Source organism: Kluyvera sp. (genome assembly GCF_047971185.1).
Taxonomy (GTDB): Bacteria; Pseudomonadota; Gammaproteobacteria; order Enterobacterales; family Enterobacteriaceae; genus Kluyvera.
Genome location: NZ_JBKDZH010000046.1, coordinates 1 through 20,815 on the forward strand (window position 1 = coordinate 1; position 20,815 = coordinate 20,815).

The 20,815-nt window shown below is 55.8% G+C and carries 18 protein-coding genes; 9 read left to right on the top strand and 9 right to left on the bottom strand.

Features of this window, described 5'->3' with window-relative positions:
- Positions 1 to 174 precede the first annotated feature (174 nt).
- The gene (gene nadA / locus ACK5JN_RS12700) at positions 175 to 1,218 is read left to right on the top strand and encodes a quinolinate synthase NadA (RefSeq protein WP_416870653.1); all 1,044 of its coding nucleotides are present in this window, start codon (positions 175 to 177) and stop codon (positions 1,216 to 1,218) included.
- Positions 1,219 to 1,242: 24 nt separating this feature from the next.
- On the top strand, positions 1,243 to 1,962 hold the full coding sequence (gene pnuC, locus ACK5JN_RS12705; RefSeq protein WP_416870517.1) for a nicotinamide riboside transporter PnuC: 720 nt from the start codon (positions 1,243 to 1,245) through the stop codon (positions 1,960 to 1,962).
- On the opposite strand, the gene zitB is transcribed toward pnuC, so the two are convergent.
- The gene (zitB, locus tag ACK5JN_RS12710) at positions 1,959 to 2,903 is read right to left on the bottom strand and encodes a CDF family zinc transporter ZitB (RefSeq protein WP_416870518.1); all 945 of its coding nucleotides are present in this window, start codon (positions 2,901 to 2,903) and stop codon (positions 1,959 to 1,961) included. The two genes, pnuC and zitB, sit on opposite strands and share 4 nt — an antisense overlap.
- A gap of 334 nt (positions 2,904 to 3,237) precedes the next feature.
- Here zitB and aroG point away from each other — a divergent pair, with 334 nt between their 5' ends.
- Together aroG and ACK5JN_RS12720 are read left to right on the top strand one after the other, a co-directional pair.
- Positions 3,238 to 4,290 (top strand): 3-deoxy-7-phosphoheptulonate synthase AroG, encoded by a 1,053-nt coding sequence (aroG, locus tag ACK5JN_RS12715; protein WP_416870519.1) that lies wholly within the window; start codon positions 3,238 to 3,240, stop codon positions 4,288 to 4,290.
- Between the two features lie 129 nt (positions 4,291 to 4,419).
- A complete protein-coding gene (locus ACK5JN_RS12720; RefSeq protein ID WP_416870520.1) occupies positions 4,420 to 7,995 on the top strand; it encodes a restriction endonuclease in 3,576 nt (1,191 codons plus the stop codon).
- Between the two features lie 14 nt (positions 7,996 to 8,009).
- Here ACK5JN_RS12720 and gpmA read toward each other — a convergent pair whose 3' ends face one another.
- The 7 genes from gpmA to modE all read right to left on the bottom strand — a co-directional run bounded on the left by gpmA (position 8,010) and on the right by modE (position 15,863).
- Complete coding sequence (gpmA, locus tag ACK5JN_RS12725; protein WP_020884954.1) at positions 8,010 to 8,762, bottom strand: 2,3-diphosphoglycerate-dependent phosphoglycerate mutase; 753 nt, start codon at positions 8,760 to 8,762, stop codon at positions 8,010 to 8,012.
- A 275-nt stretch (positions 8,763 to 9,037) separates the two neighbouring features.
- Positions 9,038 to 10,078: a galactose-1-epimerase gene (gene galM, locus ACK5JN_RS12730; RefSeq protein WP_416870521.1), complete on the bottom strand. Its 1,041-nt coding sequence runs from the start codon at positions 10,076 to 10,078 to the stop codon at positions 9,038 to 9,040.
- Positions 10,072 to 11,220 (bottom strand): galactokinase, encoded by a 1,149-nt coding sequence (gene galK / locus ACK5JN_RS12735; protein WP_416870522.1) that lies wholly within the window; start codon positions 11,218 to 11,220, stop codon positions 10,072 to 10,074. Before galK ends, galM begins: the two co-directional genes overlap by 7 nt.
- 2 nt (positions 11,221 to 11,222) lie before the next feature.
- Positions 11,223 to 12,269 carry a galactose-1-phosphate uridylyltransferase gene (galT, locus tag ACK5JN_RS12740; RefSeq protein WP_416870523.1) on the bottom strand — a complete coding sequence of 349 codons (1,047 nt, stop codon included), beginning with the start codon at positions 12,267 to 12,269 and terminating at the stop codon, positions 11,223 to 11,225.
- 10 nt (positions 12,270 to 12,279) lie between these two features.
- A complete protein-coding gene (galE, locus tag ACK5JN_RS12745) occupies positions 12,280 to 13,296 on the bottom strand; it encodes a UDP-glucose 4-epimerase GalE (RefSeq protein ID WP_416870524.1) in 1,017 nt (338 codons plus the stop codon).
- 241 nt (positions 13,297 to 13,537) lie between these two features.
- Positions 13,538 to 15,007, bottom strand: a complete 1,470-nt coding sequence (modF, locus tag ACK5JN_RS12750; RefSeq protein WP_416870525.1) for a molybdate ABC transporter ATP-binding protein ModF — start codon at positions 15,005 to 15,007, stop codon at positions 13,538 to 13,540.
- Between the two features lie 67 nt (positions 15,008 to 15,074).
- The gene (gene modE / locus ACK5JN_RS12755) at positions 15,075 to 15,863 is read right to left on the bottom strand and encodes a molybdenum-dependent transcriptional regulator (protein WP_416870526.1); all 789 of its coding nucleotides are present in this window, start codon (positions 15,861 to 15,863) and stop codon (positions 15,075 to 15,077) included.
- Positions 15,864 to 15,993: 130 nt separating this feature from the next.
- On the opposite strand from modE, the gene ACK5JN_RS12760 reads away from it, so the two are divergent.
- From ACK5JN_RS12760 to modC, 4 genes are all read left to right on the top strand, one after another.
- A complete protein-coding gene (locus ACK5JN_RS12760) occupies positions 15,994 to 16,143 on the top strand; it encodes an AcrZ family multidrug efflux pump-associated protein (protein WP_064548379.1) in 150 nt (49 codons plus the stop codon).
- A gap of 177 nt (positions 16,144 to 16,320) precedes the next feature.
- On the top strand, positions 16,321 to 17,094 hold the full coding sequence (gene modA / locus ACK5JN_RS12765) for a molybdate ABC transporter substrate-binding protein (RefSeq protein WP_416870527.1): 774 nt from the start codon (positions 16,321 to 16,323) through the stop codon (positions 17,092 to 17,094).
- Positions 17,094 to 17,783 (top strand): molybdate ABC transporter permease subunit, encoded by a 690-nt coding sequence (gene modB, locus ACK5JN_RS12770; RefSeq protein WP_416870528.1) that lies wholly within the window; start codon positions 17,094 to 17,096, stop codon positions 17,781 to 17,783. Before modA ends, modB begins: the two co-directional genes overlap by 1 nt.
- Before the next feature lie 3 nt (positions 17,784 to 17,786).
- Positions 17,787 to 18,845, top strand: coding sequence for a molybdenum ABC transporter ATP-binding protein ModC (gene modC, locus ACK5JN_RS12775; RefSeq protein WP_416870529.1), 1,059 nt, complete (start codon positions 17,787 to 17,789; stop codon positions 18,843 to 18,845).
- On the opposite strand, the gene ACK5JN_RS12780 is transcribed toward modC, so the two are convergent.
- Positions 18,846 to 19,664, bottom strand: coding sequence for a pyridoxal phosphatase (locus ACK5JN_RS12780; protein ID WP_416870530.1), 819 nt, complete (start codon positions 19,662 to 19,664; stop codon positions 18,846 to 18,848). It abuts the gene before it with no gap.
- Positions 19,665 to 19,781: 117 nt separating this feature from the next.
- Here ACK5JN_RS12780 and pgl point away from each other — a divergent pair, with 117 nt between their 5' ends.
- Entirely contained in the window at positions 19,782 to 20,777 is a 996-nt protein-coding gene (pgl, locus tag ACK5JN_RS12785; protein ID WP_416870531.1) for a 6-phosphogluconolactonase, read from the top strand.
- Positions 20,778 to 20,815 lie beyond the last annotated feature (38 nt).

Genomic DNA, 20,815 nt, shown 5'->3' on the forward strand with positions numbered 1-20,815 from the left:
GCGTAGCCCGGCCGAGCAAAGCGACGCCGGGAGGGCACCGTCCTCGAAAATTCATCACGACATTTCCCTCGCAATCGGCTATCTTGTTTAGCATATAAAACATATTGCCGCGGTTACGGCGACTCTCCGCCTGATATCCGCCTGTTTCGTTAAGCCAGTAAAACGAGAAGCATGATGAGCGTGATGTTCGATCCTGAAGCAGCGATTTACCCGTTTCCACCCAAGCCAACGCCGCTGCGCGACGATGAAAAGCAATTTTATCGCGAGAAAATCAAGCGCTTGCTGAAAGAACGCAACGCGGTGATGGTGGCGCACTACTACACCGATCCCGAGATTCAGCAGCTGGCTGAAGAGACCGGCGGCTGTATTTCTGATTCGCTGGAGATGGCGCGTTTCGGCGCGAAGCATCCGGCTTCCACGCTGCTGGTGGCCGGTGTGCGCTTTATGGGCGAGACGGCAAAAATCCTCAGCCCGGAAAAAACCATTCTGATGCCGACGCTCAATGCGGAATGCTCGCTGGATCTCGGCTGCCCGATTGAGGAGTTCAATGCCTTCTGCGATGCGCATCCGGATCGTACCGTGGTGGTCTACGCCAATACCTCTGCCGCGGTGAAAGCACGCGCCGACTGGGTGGTCACCTCCAGCATCGCCGTTGAACTGATTGAACATCTTGATAGCCTGGGCGAAAAAATTATCTGGGCGCCGGATCGCCACCTTGGCCGCTACGTGCAAAAGCAAACGGGAGCTGACGTGCTGTGCTGGCAGGGGGCCTGTATCGTCCATGACGAGTTCAAAACGCAGGCGCTCAGCCGCATGAAAGCGCTCTATCCGCAGGCGGCGGTGCTGGTGCACCCGGAGTCGCCGCAGGCGATTGTCGATATGGCCGATGCGGTAGGTTCAACCAGCCAGCTGATCAACGCCGCCAAAAATCTGCCGCACCAGCAGCTCATCGTGGCGACCGATCGCGGCATTTTCTACAAAATGCAGCAGGCGGTACCGGATAAAGAGCTGTTTGAAGCGCCGACCGCCGGCGAAGGCGCAACCTGCCGTACCTGCGCTCACTGCCCGTGGATGGCAATGAACGGCCTGAAAGCCATTGCAGAGAGCCTCGAGAACGGCGGCGCGGCGCATGAAATTCACGTTGACGAGTCGCTGCGTAAAGGCGCGCTTATTCCGTTGAACCGCATGCTGGATTTTGCGGCTACACTACGAGGATAACCTGTCTAACACGCTGGAGTTGAAATGGATTTTTTTAGCACGCAAAACATTCTGGTCCATATCCCGATCGGGGCGGGCGGCTACGATCTGTCGTGGATTGAAGCCGTAGGCACCATTGCCGGCCTGCTGTGTATCTGGCTGGCCAGCCTTGAGAAGATCGTCAACTATCTGTTCGGCCTGATCAACGTTACGCTGTTTGCGATTATCTTTTTCCAGATCCAGCTATACGCCAGCCTGCTGTTACAGCTGTTCTTCTTCGCCGCCAACCTGTACGGCTGGTATGCCTGGTCACGGCAGAACAGCCAGCATGAAGCCGAGCTGCAAATTCGCTGGCTGCCGCTGCCTAAGGCGCTGGCCTGGCTGGCCGCCTGCGTGGTCGCTATTGCGCTGATGACGCTGTATATCGACCCGGTGTTCGCCGTGCTGACGCGCGTTGCCGTGAACGTGATGCAAGGGCTTGGCATGAACGTGGTGATGCCGACGCTGCAGCCGGATGCGTTTCCGTTCTGGGATTCATGCATGATGGTGCTGTCGATTGCCGCGATGGTGCTGATGACCCGCAAATACGTCGAAAACTGGCTGCTGTGGGTGATTATTAACGTCATCAGCGTGGCTATCTTTACGCTACAGGGCGTGTACGCGATGGCGCTGGAGTATCTGATTCTGACGTTTATTGCCCTGAACGGCAGCCGTATGTGGATGAATAGCGCGCGTGAGCGCGGCTCTCGCGCGCTATCTCATTAGTGGTGGTGATGATGCCCGTGTTCGGTATGCGCCTCATTGAGGTGGCATTCCGGGCCGCTACAGGGCTGGTATTCCATCTGCACCGTCGCGTGGTCGATCTGATAATGCTCTTCGAGGAAGTGATGGATCCGCTCAAGCAGCGCATCGTGGTCGTGCGGCGGAACCACCTGCACGTGTAAGGTCATCAGCGGCTTCTCGCCTACCAGCCAGACGTGAACGTGGTGCACGTCGCGCACCTCCGGCAGAGAACGGCGCATAGTGCGTTTGAGAGCCGCCACGTCGATAGACTGCGGCGCGCCTTCCAGCAGCTCGTTAACACTCTCTTTCAGCAGCGACCATGCGCTGCGCAGCACCAGGCAGGAAACCAGCACCGACAGAATCGGGTCGATGGGCGTCCAGCCGGTGGTCATGATCACCAGCGCCGCAATAATCGCCCCGACTGAGCCGAGCAGATCGCCCATCACATGCAGCGCGGCGGCGCGCACGTTGAGGTTCTTTTCTTCACTGCCCCGATGCAGGATCCAGAACGCCAGCACGTTGGCCAGCAGCCCGGCGACGGCAATCACCATCATCGTCACGCCAGCCACCGGCTGCGGATGGTTGAAGCGCTGCACCGCCTCCCAGACGATCAAAATAATAATAAACAGCAGCGCGATAGCGTTGACGAAGGCGGCGAGGGTGGTAAGACGCAGCCAGCCGAAGGTATGGCGCGTGCTCGGCGGGCGGCGGGCAAAGTGCACCGCCAGCAGCGCAAACAGCAGGGCGGCGGAGTCGGTCAGCATATGCCCGGCGTCCGCCAGCAGCGCCAGCGAACCGGAGACCAGACCGCCAATCGCTTCCACGACCATAAAGCCGGCGGTGACGCCAAACGCCAGCAGTAGACGGCGGGCGTTACTATCATCCTGGGTGGCGTGAGAATGTGAATCGTGCCTGTGCGCCATGACGCTCTTCCTTCCGTATGTTGAATGTGACTATCTGACATCATTGCAGATCTTTGCTTTTTGCGCACAGAAATACGTCGTGACGGGCGCTGGATAAAAATAGTGCATTGGCGGTGAGGTGATTATGAAATATATTGTTTTTATTATTGTATGTGGTTTTATATTTTGCATTATCGCGATATTAAGCCGGTTATTTGCTATTAAATTCTAATTTGTAGGGTTTTTTCAGCTATTATCCGGCTAAAGTGTAAAAGCCAGTTTACACTTTTTGAGTTGCGATATAGATTGAAGGGATTGCACTCACTTGAATAAGTATGGCAACACTGGAACAGTCATGAATTATCAGAACGACGATATACGCATTAAAGAGATCAACGAGTTATTACCGCCAGTCGCACTCCTTGAGAAATTCCCCGCTACCGAAAACGCCGCGAACACCGTGTCTCAGGCGCGTAAAGCGATCCATCAGATCCTGAAAGGCGAAGACGATCGCCTGCTGGTGGTGATCGGTCCGTGCTCCATTCACGATCCTGTGGCGGCGAAAGAGTACGCTCAGCGCCTGCTGAAAATTCGTCAAGAGCTGAACGGCGAGCTGGAAATCGTCATGCGCGTCTATTTTGAAAAGCCGCGCACCACCGTGGGCTGGAAAGGGCTGATTAACGATCCGCACATGGATAACAGCTTCCAGATTAACGACGGCCTGCGCATTGCCCGTAAGCTGCTGCTGGACATCAACGACACCGGCCTGCCGGCGGCGGGCGAGTTCCTCGATATGATCACCCCGCAGTACCTGGCTGACCTGATGAGCTGGGGTGCTATCGGCGCACGTACTACCGAATCTCAGGTGCACCGCGAACTGGCTTCCGGTCTCTCCTGCCCGGTTGGCTTCAAAAACGGTACCGACGGCACGATTAAAGTGGCCATCGATGCAATTAACGCCGCCGGCGCGCCGCACTGCTTCCTGTCAGTGACCAAGTGGGGCCACTCTGCCATTGTTAACACCAGCGGTAATGGCGATTGCCATATCATCCTGCGCGGTGGTAAAGAGCCAAACTACAGCGCTTCCCATGTGGCGGCGGTGAAGGACGGTCTGGCGAAAGCGGGCCTGCCTGCGCAAATCATGATCGACTTCAGCCATGCAAACTCCTCTAAGCAGTACAAAAAACAGATGGAAGTGGGCGCGGACGTCTGCCAGCAGATCGCGGGCGGCGAGAAAGCCATTATGGGCGTGATGATCGAAAGTCATCTGGTGGAAGGCAATCAGAACCCGGACAGCGGTGAGCCGCTGGTGTATGGCAAAAGCATCACCGACGCCTGCATTAACTGGGATGATACCGACGCTATTCTGCGCCAGCTGGCGAATGCGGTGAAAGCGCGTCGCGGTTAATGTCTGCGTTATTCCCCGAAACCGGCCATGTGCCGGTTTTTTTATTTTTGCCGGGAGGCTATGTATCTTTGACTATCCTCTAATTGTAGAATCAATGAGTTACTCTAACTAATATGCTGAGTGTTACCCATGCAAAAACCGAATTTATTTAGAGGCCAGCCTCTGCCTTTGTCCCAGATGACTCCCGATAAATTCGAGGATTTTGTCTATGTTGCAATGAGCGAAATTGGCAGGAAAATGGGTTTCACTCTTGAGGCGGGTAGACAAAAATCCACTGATGGAGGCTTTGACTGTACGGCCAGAGATAACCAGACTCAGGGAATTATTTGTATTCAGTGTAAACGCTATGCCGCGGCACTCGGTACGGACACTCTGGCGGATGAAGTCGTAAAAATCGCTCTCAATGGTATTTTACAGAATGATACCCCTGAACAGCATTTTATCGTTACGACGGGAGATGTCGCTAAAACGACAAGGGCAATGATGCGCCAGAATGGTTTTAGCGATCTGAAAAAAAAATGTGAGGAAGTGCTTTCAAAAGGCTATGTTACGCAGAGCAATGCATTAAAAAAGTTGGGATCAAATCCCGTAGAAATAGTTTGTGATTACATTGACACCGCACGAATCATTGTCTGGTCGGCGGTCGATTTCGACAATGAGTTGACCAGAGTCTGGCAAGAGATTATTCCTGTGTTGGATCGCTTTTTTGCCGTTGACATTGTTGTGCGTGAATATCCGCGCGCTAACTTTGATATTCATAAGTATCGAGCTCGTATCAGCAAGGCTCCTTCCGGGTATACCGATTTATCGTTGAGTCAAAGTCAGACGCCGGAGAATATCCGCACGGATAATCAGGCTCATTACGATAATGCGGCCACCAAGTATTCTTACTCAGATTTTATTCATCGCTCCTCAATGTTCTTTTCAGCACCGGGGAAGATACTAATTGCCTGCCCTGGTGGCAGTGGTAAGACTGTTTTTCAGCAGTATATTCGTTTCCATCTTCTGGAGGAGAGGAGCGACTATCTTCCTGTTATCGTTGCACTCAATACCTATAGTCGCGGTGGGCTGGATAAAGCCATTGAGTCCAGCCTGGGTATAAGTTGGGGAAGCTGGCGATCTTTGCCGTCGCGCTTTGTTTTTTTATTCGATGGTTTGGATGAAATGCAGGAGTCAGATGTCAGTGCTTTCATCAATGAATTGCAAGCAATTTCAGCAGAGTATCCCTGTATTATTACTGTTAGAGATACTGGATTGCGCATTCCCGTCACAATTAATGGCATCAATCTTATCCTGCGTATAGAACCTCTGACTTACAGGCAGATTATCAATATTGCGCATGCGGTTCTCCCGGAGGCGTTATTGTACGTCTTTCATGACGAAATGAGATTAATCATACAGCAGCCGCAAACCGCTTTTTTACGCTCCCCCTTCGGCCTAACCAATGCGCTGGATTTCTTCCAGATACACTCTACATTACCGAAAGCTTTTTCAGTAATGTTAGACTCGATATTGAAGGAAAAAATTTTCCAAAGTCGTAGTCGGATTACATCAGCCGATACGGACCTCAATAAGTTGGATAACTTCACTATCGTCTCAGTGATGGCTGTGATTGTCTACGAAATACGGATTGGATTTGGGGCTTACGTACTTGAACAAGACAAACTTAGTGAGTTGGCCAGTAAAGTTAACTTGGCGCTCCATGGAGATGGCATTTTCTTTACCTTCCCGTCTCTGGTGATGTTTACCGATTTTATTACTAAGTTTGAAGTGCTTAAAAAAGTAGACAGTCGTTATATCTTCACAGAACACAATATCTTGCTTGATTATTTACTGGCACAGAGGCTTGAGAAGAACTGGCGTGAACTGGACCGTCGGATCGTTAAAGGGATAGGAAGAGATGCATGGCATTTTGTGGGCGAGCTGATTTCGCCACCCGAAGCCTTGGGATTTCTGAATTTTATTCTGAAGCAGGATTTAATCTGTGGGGCTACGATTGCCAAAGCTCTTGGTGCCCCAATGCTTGCTGCAGCGGAAGCCTGGCTACTGGAACAAGAGCAAAGCCCGGAAATAATGGTACGTAGTGCGGCAATGGTTGCATTAGGTATGCTCGGCACGGAAAAGGCAGTGGCTCGTTTACGTTCTAAGCAGGGGTTGCGTGATCATCAGCATGAAGGTCAGAGGTTGGTGGCGTTGGCCCGTTCGGGGGATATTGCTGTACTTCAGTATGCGCTTGATGACTCATCGGGAGGAATGCAATTTGCGACCAAAATCTCAGGAGGGGAGTATCAGATTTGGTGGAGTGGACCAGTGGCTGTCATTACGGCCCTTGCGAGAAAGACGTTACGTCGCTGGCAAGCTGACGCGCGAGTGTTAACCTGTCTCGCTTCAGATACCCTCAGGCTTTACGGCGATGACTCTGACCTGCCTCTGCTAGAGGCGATCGTGGCCGGAACTCGATCGTATAAGGATTTATACTCTGCCTTATTTGCTATCAGGGACATTGCTCCTACCAGCTTGATAGCCGTTTTATATCAATCTCTGATGCCTCAGGAAACGTTCAGATTTATTTTGAAGAAGACGCTGTTTGAGCTGGGGGAAGCGATCGATTTCGAAGAGGAACTAAACGTTTTGATTGCCTGTCTGGATGATGACAAGCTTTTCAAGAGTCTTGGTCATAGTTATCTTGAAAGCCGGGTGGGGGTTTTAAAGCGCTGGCCTGGTCTTTCCGTGCATGAATCACGCCTATTTGCTGCCTGCCAACAGAGTAAACAGCGTGCTGACTTTATTGTTTATGCCTATTTATGGAATATCGCCAGTACGCATCAGCTCACTTCATTTGCTGATGTCGCCCTTGATGCTATTAAGAATGACAAAATGGATACGATTATGTATGCCCTGTCATTCTTCAATACTTCTCCAACCTCAGTACTATTGCCACTTTGTGCTGATTTTATTGCTTTTTATGAACGTAATATTACACATGGGCATAATTTAGCTGGCGTTGAGGTTGAGCTGATACGACTTATTGATAAATGCGCAGACCGAACGCGGATAAGCCAGTGGTTAAATGGTTATCTGGAATCGTTTTTCCCTCAGGAAAAGAGAGATAAATTCGCAGAAGACGATGTCATGTATGCTTTATCGTTAAGTCATGTCATCGCGACGATTGCGAAATATGCAGATGATATTGATGTTGGTATCATCAATAAGATCATTTTGCTGGATTGCAAGGCGTTTGCTGAGATCGACAATTATCAACGCCAGATGGTGAATGCGCTTACCGACGCGCGGGCAATAGAACTGCTGGAGCTAGCGATCTCAAGTCAGTCTGAACCGGTCATTAATAATTATTTGGCTAAATTGTTGGTTGGAAGAGCACATCTGCTGACGAAAGCGCTAACGATTAGCCTGATTCCTTCATTGCTTAGTTTCCATATGTGGCATCAAACACTGCTTATGCTCATGGCGTCAAAATGGGATGATGAGGTGGCCGATGCATTCTTAAAAAATATGGTTGAAATGCCATGGGATTCGATTAATGCGCAAATGTTCGAAGATAAAGCCGGAGAGTTTGCCACGTTGCTTTCAGCACGCCATTTAGATGCTTACACCGATTATGCAAACAGAGTTACTGAGCCTCATATTTTACGCATTTTCCAGCTATGGATTGAGGTTACCAGAGATGAAGCGCCCTCTCCGTAGAGAGGGCGGGTTTATTACTTCGCTTTACCCTGGTTCGCTACCGCAGCGGCTTTCGCGGCGATTTCGTCTGCGTTGCCCAGATAGTAGTGTTTGATAGGCTTAAAGTTCTCGTCGAATTCATACACCAGCGGTACGCCAGTAGGGATGTTCAGTTCGAGGATTTCATCTTCGCCCATGTTGTCCAGGTATTTCACCAGCGCACGCAGGGAGTTACCGTGAGCGGCGATGATCACGCGCTCACCGCTTTTCAGGCGCGGCAGAATGGTTTCATTCCAATAAGGCACCACGCGATCGATAGTCAGCGCCAGGCTCTCGGTGGTCGGCAGTTCTGCATCGGTCAGCTTCGCATAACGCGGGTCGTGGCCCGGGTAGCGCTCGTCGTCTTTGGTCAGCTCTGGCGGGGTTACCGCGAAGCCGCGACGCCACTGTTTAACCTGCTCGTCACCGTATTTTTCAGCGGTTTCGGCTTTGTTCAGACCCTGCAGCGCACCGTAGTGACGCTCGTTCAGTTTCCAGGATTTCTCAACCGGCAGCCAGGCCTGATCCAGTTCATCCAGTACGTTCCACAGGGTGTGGATGGCACGTTTCAGCACAGAGGTATAAGCAAAGTCGAAGCTGAAGCCTTCAGCCTTCAGCAGCTTGCCCGCTGCTTTTGCTTCGCTAACGCCTTTCTCGGACAGATCAACGTCATACCAACCGGTGAAGCGGTTTTCGTTGTTCCACTGACTTTCACCGTGACGAACCAGTACCAGCTTAGTTACAGCCATACTCTCACTCCTCAAGCTTTATTGAATGATAACAATTCTCATTATATTGCCGTGATTGCCTCAGCGGCAACGCTTATGCATAACCATAGCGAAAATAGTGCCGCAGTGTAAGCTACATGTGAATTCGGCGTTATTATTTTGTCTGTGGATGGCGCTATTTTCAGCGAAATGCTTAAAACTTCGGCGTGGGGGCCCGGCGTCGCTGCGCTCGGCCGGGCTACATTTTCAGGTAGCCCGGGCGAGGCGTTCACGCCGACCCCGGGGAGGGGCGGAAATTACAGCGCGATAAACTGATATTCCGTCAGGCTAACGTACTCTTGCCCTGGTTGCAGCACGCAGTCCGGCTGCGGCCACTCAGGGTGGTTCGGGCTATCCGGCAGGAATTCGCTCTCCAGCGCCAGCCCTTGCCACGTTGCGTAAGGCTGGGCGGTCCGGGAGAGGGTGCCGTCGAGGAAATTCCCCGAGTAGAACTGAATCGCCGGGGCCGAGGTATAGACCGCCATTTGCAGCTTCTTGTCCTGTGACCAGACGTTGGCCGCGACTTCATCCGCATTCCCTTTCGCCTGGAGCAGGAACGCGTGATCGTAGCCGTTGACCTTTTTCTGGTCGTCATCGCTTAAGAAGTCCTGCGCCACCGCTTTCGGCTGACGGAAATCAAAGCTGGTGCCGGCGACCGATTTCAGGCCGTCATGCGGGATACCGCTCTCATCCACCGGCAGATAGTCATCCGCCAGCAGCTGTAGCGTATGGTTGCGCACGTCGGTCTGCTCGCCGTCGAGGTTGAAATAGACGTGGTTGGTCAAATTCACCGGGCAGGCTTTATCGACCGTGGCACGATATTCAATCGAGATGCGGTTGTCGTCGGTCAGGCGATAGGTGGCCGTGGCCTTCAGCTCGCCTGGGTAGCCCTGGTCGCCATCCGGCGAGGTCAGCGTAAACACCACCTCAGCGTCATTTTGTCTGGCGATTGCCCAGCGGCGCTTATCGAAGCCTTCCGGCCCGCCGTGCAGCTGGTGTTCGCCCTGGCTTGGCGCGACGTGAACCGTCTCACCGGCCAGCGGGAACTGGCTGCTGGCGATACGGTTGGCGTAGCGGCCAATCGATGCGCCAAGGAACGCGGCCTGTTCGGTATACTGTTCCGGCGAGGCGCAGCCCAGCAGCGCCTCGCGGACGCTGCCGTCTTTTAGCGGAATACGCGCCGACAGTAGCGTGGCGCCCCAGTCCATCAGCGTGACGACAACGTTGTTGCCGTTACGCAGCGTAATGATACGGTACGGCTGGCCATCGGCGGCCAGCGCGGGCGTTTCTCTTAACACTGGCCAGCTCCTTGTGACGGTTTGCACACGTAGAAGGTCTCTTTGATGCCGGTTTTCGCTTCATACTGCTCGGCAACCGCCTGTTTCACCGCCGGGACCAGCGCTTCCGGCATCAGCGCCACGATGCAGCCGCCAAAGCCGCCGCCGGTCATGCGCACGCCGCCCTGGTCGCCGATGGTCGCTTTGACGATCTCGACCAGCGTATCAATCTGCGGCACGGTAATTTCGAAATCGTCGCGCATCGACGCGTGGGATTCCGCCATCAGCTGACCCATACGCAGCAGATCGCCTTTCTCCAGCGCGCTGGCGGCTTCGACGGTACGGGCGTTTTCGGTCAGCACGTGACGAACGCGTTTGGCCACAATCGGGTCAAGCTTATCGGCGACGGCGCTGAACTCTTCAACGGTGACATCGCGCAACGCCTGGCGCTGGAAGAAGCGCGCGCCGGTTTCACACTGTTCGCGGCGGGTGTTGTACTCGCTGCCGACCAGGGTGCGTTTGAAGTTACTGTTGATGATCACCACCGCCACGCCTTCCGGCATGGAGACGGCTTTGGTGCCCAGCGTACGGCAGTCGATCAGCAGCGCGTGGTCTTTCTTGCCGAGCGCGGAGATCAGCTGGTCCATAATGCCGCAGTTGCAGCCGACAAACTGGTTTTCCGCTTCCTGGCCGTTGAGCGCAATCTGCGCGCCGTCGAGCGGCAGATGATACAGCTGCTGGAAGACGGTACCGACCGCCACTTCCAGCGAGGCAGATGAGCTTAAGCCCGCGCCCTGCGGCACGTTGCCGCTGATCACCAGATCCGCGCCGCCAAAGGCGTTGTTACGCTTTTGCAGATGCTTCACCACGCCGCGAACGTAGTTAGACCACTGCTGCGTGTCGTGGGTGACAATCGGCGCATCCAGCGAGAACTCGTCGCTCTGGTTGTCGTAGTCGGCGGCGATCACGCGTACCAGACGGTCGTCGCGCGGCGCACAGCTGATCACCGTTTGATAATCGATGGCGCACGGCAGCACGAAGCCGTCGTTGTAGTCGGTATGTTCGCCAATCAGGTTAACGCGGCCCGGCGCCTGAATAACGTGGGTGGCAGGGTAGCCGAATTTCTCAGCAAACAGGGTTTGGGTGTTCTCTTTCAGACTCATTGTTATTCTCCGGACTCGCGAAAGTGGATGTCGCTGACCGCGCGCAGGCGCTCAGCCGCTTGTTCTGCCGTCAGGTCACGCTGGGTCTCTGCCAGCATTTCGTACCCGACCATAAATTTACGCACCGTGGCCGAGCGCAGCAGCGGCGGATAGAAGTGCGCGTGCAGCTGCCAGTGGGCGTTGTCTTCTCCGTTGAACGGCGCGCCGTGCCAGCCCATCGAGTAGGGGAAGGAGCACTGGAACAGGTTGTCGTAACGGCTGGTCAGCTTTTTCAGCGCCAGCGCTAAGTCTTCACGCTGGGCATCGGTTAAATCGGTGATGCGCAGCACGTGCGCTTTCGGCAACAGCAGCGTTTCGAACGGCCAGGCCGCCCAGTATGGCACCACCGCCAGCCAGTGCTCCGTTTCCACCACCGTACGGCTGCCGTCGGCCAGCTCGCGGTTTACGTAGTCAACCAGCATGGCAGAACCCTGCTCGCGGTAGTATTCGCGCATCAGGCGATCTTCACGCTCGATTTCGTTTGGCAGGAAGCTGTTGGCCCATACCTGGCCGTGCGGGTGCGGGTTGGAGCAGCCCATCGCCGCGCCTTTGTTTTCAAATACCTGAACCCACGGATACTGCTGGCCCAGCTCGGCGGTCTGTTCCTGCCAGGTTTTGACCACCGATTGCAGCGCGTCGAGGCTTAGCTCCGGCAGCGTTTTGCTGTGGTCCGGCGAGAAGCAGATGACGCGGCTGGTGCCGCGCGCGCTCTGGCAGCGCATCAGCGGATCGTCGCTTTCCGGCGCGTCCGGGGTATCGGTCATCAACGCCGCGAAGTCGTTGGTAAAAACGTATGTGCTGGTGTAGTCGGGGTTTTTATCGCCCGTCACCCGGGTATTACCCGGGCATAAAAAGCAATCCGGATCGTGGGCGGGCAGCGTCTGTTTTGACGGTGTCTCTTGCGCCCCTTGCCATGGGCGCTTTGCACGATGCGGTGAAACAAGGATCCACTGGCCGGTTAATGGATTAAAACGGCGATGCGGATGGTCGACGGGGTTAAATTGCGTCATTACAGAATCCTTAATCGGGATATCCCTGAGGATGACGGGACTGCCAGTTCCAGGTGTCCTGCGCCATTTCATCGAGGTTACGGGTGACGTGCCAGTTCAGCTCTTTGTCGGCTTTGCTTGCATCGGCCCAGTAGGCCGGGAGATCGCCGTCACGACGCGGAGCGAAGTGGTAGTTAATCGGTTTGCCGCAGGCTTTGCTGAACGCGTTGACCACATCAAGCACGCTGCTGCCGACGCCGGCACCGAGGTTATAAATATGTACGCCGGCTTTGTTGGCCAGCTTTTCCATGGCGGCAACGTGGCCGTCGGCGAGGTCCATCACGTGGATGTAGTCGCGCACGCCGGTGCCGTCTGGCGTCGGATAGTCGTTACCGAAAATGGCCAGCGATTCGCGACGGCCCACCGCCACCTGTGCGATGTACGGCATCAGGTTGTTCGGAATACCCTGCGGGTCTTCGCCCATATCGCCAGACTGATGCGCGCCAACCGGGTTGAAGTAGCGCAGCAGCGCGATGCTCCAGTCCGGCTGCGCTTTTTGCAGGTCGGTGAGGATCTGCTCAACCATCAGTTTGCTTTTGCCATACGGGCTTTGCGGGGTACCGGTCGGGAAACTTTCCGCGTACGGGATTTTTGGCTGGTCGCCGTAGACGGTGGCCGAGGAGCTGAAGATGAAGTTTTTGACGTTGGCGGCGCGCATGGCGGCAATCAGACGCAGGGTACCGTTGACGTTGTTGTCGTAGTACTCCAGCGGTTTCTGTACCGATTCGCCCACGGCTTTCAGGCCTGCGAAGTGGATCACCGCGTCAATGGCGCGATCGCGCAGGATCTCGGTCATCAGCGCTTCGTTACGGATATCGCCTTCGACGAAGGTGGCTTCTTTACCGCCCAGGCGGGCAATAACCGGCAGGACGCTACGCTTGCTGTTGCACAGATTGTCGAGAATAACGACGTCGTGACCCTGCTGCAGCAGCTGTACGCATGTGTGGCTCCCTATGTAACCGCTACCACCTGTAACCAATACTTTCATTTTTAGCTCCGTTAAGCTTATGGCATGGAATAACCTTATCATAACAGAATGGGCAAAAGTGTGACATGGGCTAAATTAGTGGAATCGTTTACACAAGAAAAGAAAACTGAATAAATGTATTAATAATCAATTTAATAGACTGATTTTAAGGCAGAAATCTGAAAATAGATGGGTTTACCCGGCGTGGCTAACGCTCGGCCGGGCGATGAAGGGGGAAGCCTGGCCGAGCGTTAGGGGAAAATCAACGTGGGCCAATTTCGTAACGATAGCCATCGCCGTCGGCGACAAACTCCAGGCGGTGGGTGATGCATTCAGGCGCATCTTCCGCGTGGTGCGAGACAAACAGCAGCTGCGTTTTGCCCTCGCCAATCAGCACGTCGATAAACCGGCGTACCACCTGGCGGTTAAGCGGATCCAGCCCTTGTAACGGCTCGTCGAGGATCAGCAGCGTCGGGTGTTTCACCAGCGCGCGGACGATCAGCGCCAGCCGCTGCTGGCCCCAGGAGAGGCTATGGAACGGGGCGTCGGCGGTGCGGGCGTCCATCCCGAGGATCGCCAGCCATTCGTCGACCAGCTTGCGCTGCTTGTCGGAGACTGCCTGATAAATGCCTATCGAATCGAAATAGCCGGAGAGCACTACGTTGCGCAGCGTGGTGCTGACGCGGTAGTCCAGGTGCAGGCTGCTGCTGACGTAGCCGATGTGTTTTTTGATATCCCAGATGGTTTCGCCGCTGCCGCGGCGGCGGCCAAACAGCGTCAGATCGTTGCTGTAGCCCTGCGGATGATCGCCGGTGACCAGGCTCAGCAGCGTTGATTTACCGGCGCCGTTGGGGCCGACGATTTGCCAGTGTTCTCCCGGCGCTACCGTCCAGCTGAGGTGGTTAATAATCGGCCTGTCATTATACGACACCACGCCGTCGCGCAGCACGATACGCGGCTGGTCATCGGGCAGAGAGAGGCGGGCGGAAGGGGAGTCCGGCTCGGGAAGCGTCATGCCGGAGAGCTTCTCGCTGTGCGCCAGCTGGGCGATAAGCGTTTGCTCCAGCAGCGTTTTTTTCTCGCCGACTTCGGTCAGCGTACAGTCAGCCAGCACGCCGGCAAACGGCACAAAGTCCGGGATATCATCAAAGCGGTTGAGCACCAGCACCAGCGTGTAGCCCGCCTCGTGCAGCGTCGCCAGATGATCGGCCAGCTGGCGGCGCGAGGCGACGTCGAGGCCGTCAAAGGGTTCGTCGAGGATCAGCAGATCCGGCTGCGCCATCAGCGCCTGGCAGAGCAGGGTTTTACGGGTTTCGCCGGTCGACAGGTATTTGAAGCGTCGGTCCAGCAGGTGGCTGATGCCAAACTGCCCGGCGAGCCGTGCGCACAGCGCGGCGTCTTTGACTTCATCCTGAATAATCTGCGCGGCGGTGCGCCCGGTATCGTCTTCGTCGGGGCTGAGCATATCGGTGTTATTGCGCTGCCACTCATCGCTGACCAGCTTCTGCAGCTGCTCGAAGGAGAGACGGGTAATGCGGGTGAACTGGCTATCGCGGCGGCCGGTAAGCAGTGGCAGTTCGCCCGCCAGCGCGCGGGCCAGCGCGGATTTCCCGCTGCCGTTGCTGCCCACGAAAGCCCAGCTTTCGCCAGCGCGCAGCGCCAGCTGCGCAATGTTTAACGTTTTAGTATCGCTAAGACGAAACGTGCCTTGCGAAATTTGCAATGATGACATGTGGTATCCCGTTTTTTGCAGCAATATGCATCAGGGATACGTCTTCCTCAGCGCAATGTCAATGCCATCAGCACAACGTGGCAAGAATGATGCGATCGGCGTTAAAGTATGCTGTGACGTCAGCACCTTCCTCCAGCGTCTGCGCCTCGTGCAGCGGCAGGGTGGCGCACAGGGTTTGCCCGTCCGGCAGCGCCATCAGGACCTCGCACTGCTCCGCGCCGCGCTGGATGTGGCTGATGCGGCAGGCGAGCTGATTGTCGGCCTCGGCGGCTACCGCCGGGTCTGGAGTGACGTTTACCCACGGCGCTTTCAGCAGCACCAGCACTTCTTTGCCTTCATCCAGACCCAGGCGCTCGCCGCTTTGTGCGGTAATCGCCACCTTCAGCCGGGTCGTGCCGTCGGCCAACAGAATGTCGACGTGCTGTTGCACCTGCTGGTGGTCGCGGCGGGTTACCGTACCAAACCATTGGTTTCGGGCGCTGGTTTGCAGCGAGAAGCGGGAGATGGCGGCCAGCAGGCTGTCGAGCGGCAGCGCGTCGTCGTCGCTGAGAACGTCGAAGGCTTTTTGCTGGATCTGCGCCAGCAGATCGTAAAGCTGAATCAGGCGCTGGCCGTAGCGGGTCACTACCGCGCCGCCGCCGCCTTTACCGCCGGTGGCGCGATCAACCAGCGACTGTTCGCTCAGCTGATTCATCTCGTTAATCGCATCCCATGCGCTCTTATAGCTGATGCCCGCATTTTTAGCCCCCTGGCTGATGGAGCCAGTTTGTGCTATCTGTTTGAGGAGCGAGATGCGTCGCGGATCGGCGAACAGGCGCTGCTGGAGCTTGAGGGTAAGAAGGATTTCAGCCTGCATAAGAGTATCCTGGCAAATAAAAGGGTATTTTGACCCAAATGTTAGCAAGCGCAAAGCACACCGCACAAAAGGGAGTGTATTTCTGCGATATCCGGTTACAATAGCAACATCACATTGTATGGAGTAAACCATGTTAGAGTTGTTGAAAAGTCTGGTATTTGCCGTAATCATGGTACCCGTAGTGATGGCTATCATCCTGGGGTTGATTTACGGTCTGGGTGAAGTGTTCAACATCTTCTCCGGCGTCGGTCACAAAGACAGCAGCCAGCAAAACCACTGATTTCCTCAGAAACGCCCGGGCTCTCCGGGCGTTTTGCTATTAAGTTTCCGGCACTTCTGCCGATAATATCTTGTAAACACGACAATCATTCATGTATCCATGATGCATTAATTTCAGAAAACCCCTATAATCCTCGCTATATCTTTGTGTATATAACGTTTGGCACAGGAGTTTTAAATGACAGGTACATGGTTACGTTTATTTGCAGGGGCGACCTTAACCCTCTCCGTTGCGGGTCACGCGCTGGCGCAGGACGCGAAAATTACCGTTTTTGCCGCGGCGTCGCTGACTAATGCGATGCAGGATATTGCGAAAGCGTATAAAAAAGAAAAGAACGTTGATGTTGTCTCCTCATTTGCCTCTTCTTCTACGCTGGCTCGCCAGATTGAAGCCGGTGCGCCGGCGGATCTGTTTATCTCCGCTGACCAGAAATGGATGGACTACGCGGTAGATAAAAAAGCCATCGACACCGCCACCCGTGAAACGCTGCTGGGTAACAGCCTGGTCGTGGTTGCGCCGAAGGCCAGCGAACAGGGCGACATCACCGTGGATGCGAAAACTAACTGGACCAGCCTGCTGAAGGGCGGCCGTCTGGCGGTAGGCGACCCGGACCACGTACCGGCGGGCATCTATGCGAAAGAAGCGCTGCAGAAGCTGGGCGCATGGGAAACCCTGGCGCCGAAACTGGCCCCGGCGGAAGACGTGCGCGGCGCGCTGGCGCTGGTTGAACGCAACGAAGCGCCGCTGGGTATCGTGTACGGTTCTGACGCGGTTGCCAGCAAAGGTGTTAAAGTCGTGGGCACCTTCCCGGAAGATTCGCATCAGAAGGTGGAATACCCGATTGCCATTACTGATGGCCACAAAAACGCAACCGTCTCGGCATTCTATGATTACCTGAAAGGGCCGCAGGCGGCGGAAATCTTTAAACGTTACGGATTTACGACTCACTAATGATATTGACCGATCCCGAATGGCAGGCGGTACTGCTAAGCCTGAAAGTCTCTTCCCTGGCCGTCCTGTTGAGTTTGCCGTTTGGGATCTTTTTTGCCTGGCTGCTGGTGCGCCGCAATTTCCCCGGAAAGGCGCTGCTGGATGGCCTTATCCACCTGCCGCTGGTGCTCCCGCCGGTGGTAGTGGGCTATTTACTGCTGGTGGCGATGGGCCGTCGTGGTTTTATCGGCAGCTGGCTGTACGACTGGTTTGGGCTGACTTTCGCCTTTAGCTGGCGCGGGGCGGTGATTGCCGCGGCGGTGATGTCGTTCCCGCTAATGGTCAGGGCGATTCGCCTGGCGCTGGAAGGCGTCGACATCAAGCTCGAGCAGGCGGCGCGAACCCTTGGCGCAGGGCGCTGGCGGGTGTTCTGCACCATTACGCTGCCGCTGATGCTGCCGGGAATTATCGTCGGCACCGTGCTGGCGTTTGCCCGTTCGCTCGGCGAGTTCGGCGCGACCATTACCTTTGTCTCCAATATTCCCGGCGAAACCCGCACCATTCCGTCGGCGATGTACACCCTGATTCAGACTCCCGGCGGCGAAAGCGCCGCGGCGCGTCTGTGCCTGATCTCTATCGTTCTGGCGCTGATTTCGCTGATGATTTCCGAATGGCTGGCGGGCGTTAGCCGCCGCAGGATGGGAGCGTAAACCATGCTGGAACTGAACTTTAGCCAGACGCTGGGCACGCACTGTCTGGAAATCAATGAATCGCTGCCGGCCTCCGGGATCACCGCCGTATTCGGTGTTTCAGGGGCGGGCAAAACCTCGCTGATTAACGCCATCAGCGGGCTAACTAAACCGCAGCAGGGGCGCATTGTGCTCAACGGCCGCGTGCTGAACGACGTCGAGCAGGGGATCTGCCTGGCGCCGGAGAATCGCCGCATCGGCTATGTGTTCCAGGACGCGCGTCTGTTCCCGCATTATAAGGTGCGCGGCAACCTGCGCTATGGTATGGCGAAAAGTATGGCCGATCAGTTTGACAAGCTGGTGTCGCTGCTCGGCATTGAACCGCTGCTCGACCGTCTGCCGGGTAGCCTGTCCGGCGGTGAAAAACAGCGGGTGGCGATCGGTCGCGCGCTGCTGACCGCGCCGGAGCTGCTGCTGCTCGACGAGCCGCTGGCGTCGCTGGATATCCCGCGCAAGCGCGAACTGCTGCCGTATCTTCAGCGCCTGGCGCGCGAAATTAACATTCCTATGCTCTACGTCAGCCACTCGCTGGATGAGATCCTGCATCTGGCCGATAAAGTACTGGTGCTGGAAGGCGGGCAGGTGAAAGCGTTCGGCAATCTGGAAGAGGTGTGGGGCAGCAGCGTGATGCACCCGTGGCTGCCGCAGGATCAGCAGAGCAGCATTCTGCGCGTGACGCTGCTGGAACACCACCCACACTATGCGATGACCGCGCTGGCGCTGGGCGACCAGCATCTGTGGGTTAACAAACTGGATAAGCCGCTACAAAGCGCGGTGCGCGTGCGCATTCAGGCTACCGACGTCTCGCTGGTGCTCCAGCCGCCGCAGCACTCCAGCATCCGTAACGTGCTGCACGCCAAAGTGCTCCAGTGCTACGACGATAACGGCCAGGTTGAAGTGCAGCTAGAGGTCAGCGGCCGCACGCTGTGGGCGCGTATCAGCCCGTGGGCGCGCGATGACCTGGCGGTGAAGCCAGGACAGTGGCTGTTTGCGCAGATTAAGAGCGTATCGATTACCGCCTGATTACAGCAGGCGGGTATAGATAAATTCGGCGATGGCATCGGTGGTGTTATCGCCGATCACCACGTTGGCGCGCGCTTTCACCGCATCATCCGCATTCCCCATCGCCACGCCGGTCCCGGCCGCTTCCAGCATGCTGATATCGTTGAAGTTATCGCCAAACGCGACCACGTCCTGCATGGACCAGCCCTGCGCGGTGATGAACTGCGTCAGGCGTTTGCCTTTGCTGTTGCCCTGGCGCGCGATATCGACCTGATCGTGCCACGACCATTCGCACTCAAGCTGCAGCGTCTGCTCAACGTGTTTCGCAAAGTTTTGCAGCTTCTCGCCGTCTTCATCGGTCAGGGCGAATTTCCACACGTTGTTAACCTCACGCGCCGCCTGCGCCAGCGAATCCACCTGGGTAAAGGACGGACGCTGGGCTTCCGGCAGGCTCTGCGCCCAGTTGCTGGTGCGAATGACGTGGCCGGTGGGGTGCTGATACATCATGGTATCGTCGACGTACATCAGGCCGTGAACCTGGTGCTCATCCAGCAGGGAAATCAGCTGCTGGGCCTTTTCGACCGGCATCGGATCGGCATCCAGTACTTTTTTCGCTTGATAATCATACAAGTAGGTGCCATTACAACAAATTGCAGGTGTATCCAGCGCCAGTGCCTGATAAAAAGGATGAATGGCAACGTGATGACGACCGGTGACGATCATTAATTGGTAACCTGCCTCGCGGGCGCGGTTCAGCGCTTCCAGAGAAGAGGGGAGTAGGGTTTTCTTTGGCGTCAGGAGCGTTCCGTCCAGATCCAGGGCAATCACACGTGCAGTCATAGTCTTGTCTCGAGTTGAAGAGAAAATTCGCTGTGCAGGATGGTACACCGAGATACCTGTACGGCAAAATGGTGTGATAAATAGCCGCATATTATGTGTTTTCAGAAAGGAGTATTCATGAAACAGACCGTTTATACCGCCAGCCCGGAAAGCCAGCAGATCCACGTCTGGTCGCTGAACCACGATGGCAGCCTGAAGCTGGTACAGGTGGTGGATGTTCCGGGTCAGGTGCAGCCGATGGTCATCAGCCCTGATAAACGTTATCTGTACGTTGGCGTGCGCCCTGAGTTCCGCGTGCTGGCCTACCGTATCGCGCCGGACGACGGCGCGCTGACCTATGAAGCTGAAGCGCCGCTGCCGGGCAGCCCGACGCATATTTCCACCGACCGTAAAGGCAACTTTATCTTCAGCGCCTCTTACAACCAGGCTAACGTGGCGGTGATTCGCCTGCAGGACGGCCTGCCGCGTGATACCGTGACGGTGGCGGATGGCCTGGACGGCTGCCACTCGGCGAACATCTCTCCGGATAACCGCACCCTGTGGGTACCGGCGCTGAAGCAGGATCGTATCTGCCTGTTTACCCTGAGCGACGACGGTTTCCTCTCCGCGCAAACCCCGGCGGAAGTGACCACCGTTGAAGGCGCTGGCCCGCGCCATATGGTGTTCCATCCGAATGCACAGTACGGCTACTGCGTCAATGAACTGAACAGCTCGGTTGATGTGTGGGAGCTGAAAGACCCGCACGGCAAGATTGAATGCGTGCAGACGCTGGATATGATGCCTGCCGATTTCACCGACACCCGTTGGGCGGCCGATATCCACATTACGCCGGACGGGCGTCACCTGTATGCCTGTGACCGCACCTCCAGCCTGATCACCGTGTTCAGCGTCTCCGAAGACGGCAGCGTGCTGTCGCTGGAAGGGTTCCAGCCGACGGAAACCCAGCCGCGCGGCTTCAACATCGACCATAGCGGTAAATACCTGATTGCCGCCGGGCAGAAATCACACCATATCGCGGTGTATGAAATTGCCGGTGAGCAGGGGCTGCTGCAGGAGAAAGGGCGTTACGCGGTAGGCCAGGGCCCGATGTGGGTGGTGGTTAACGCGCATTAATTAATAGTAGGCCGGATAAGGCGTTTACGCCGCCATCC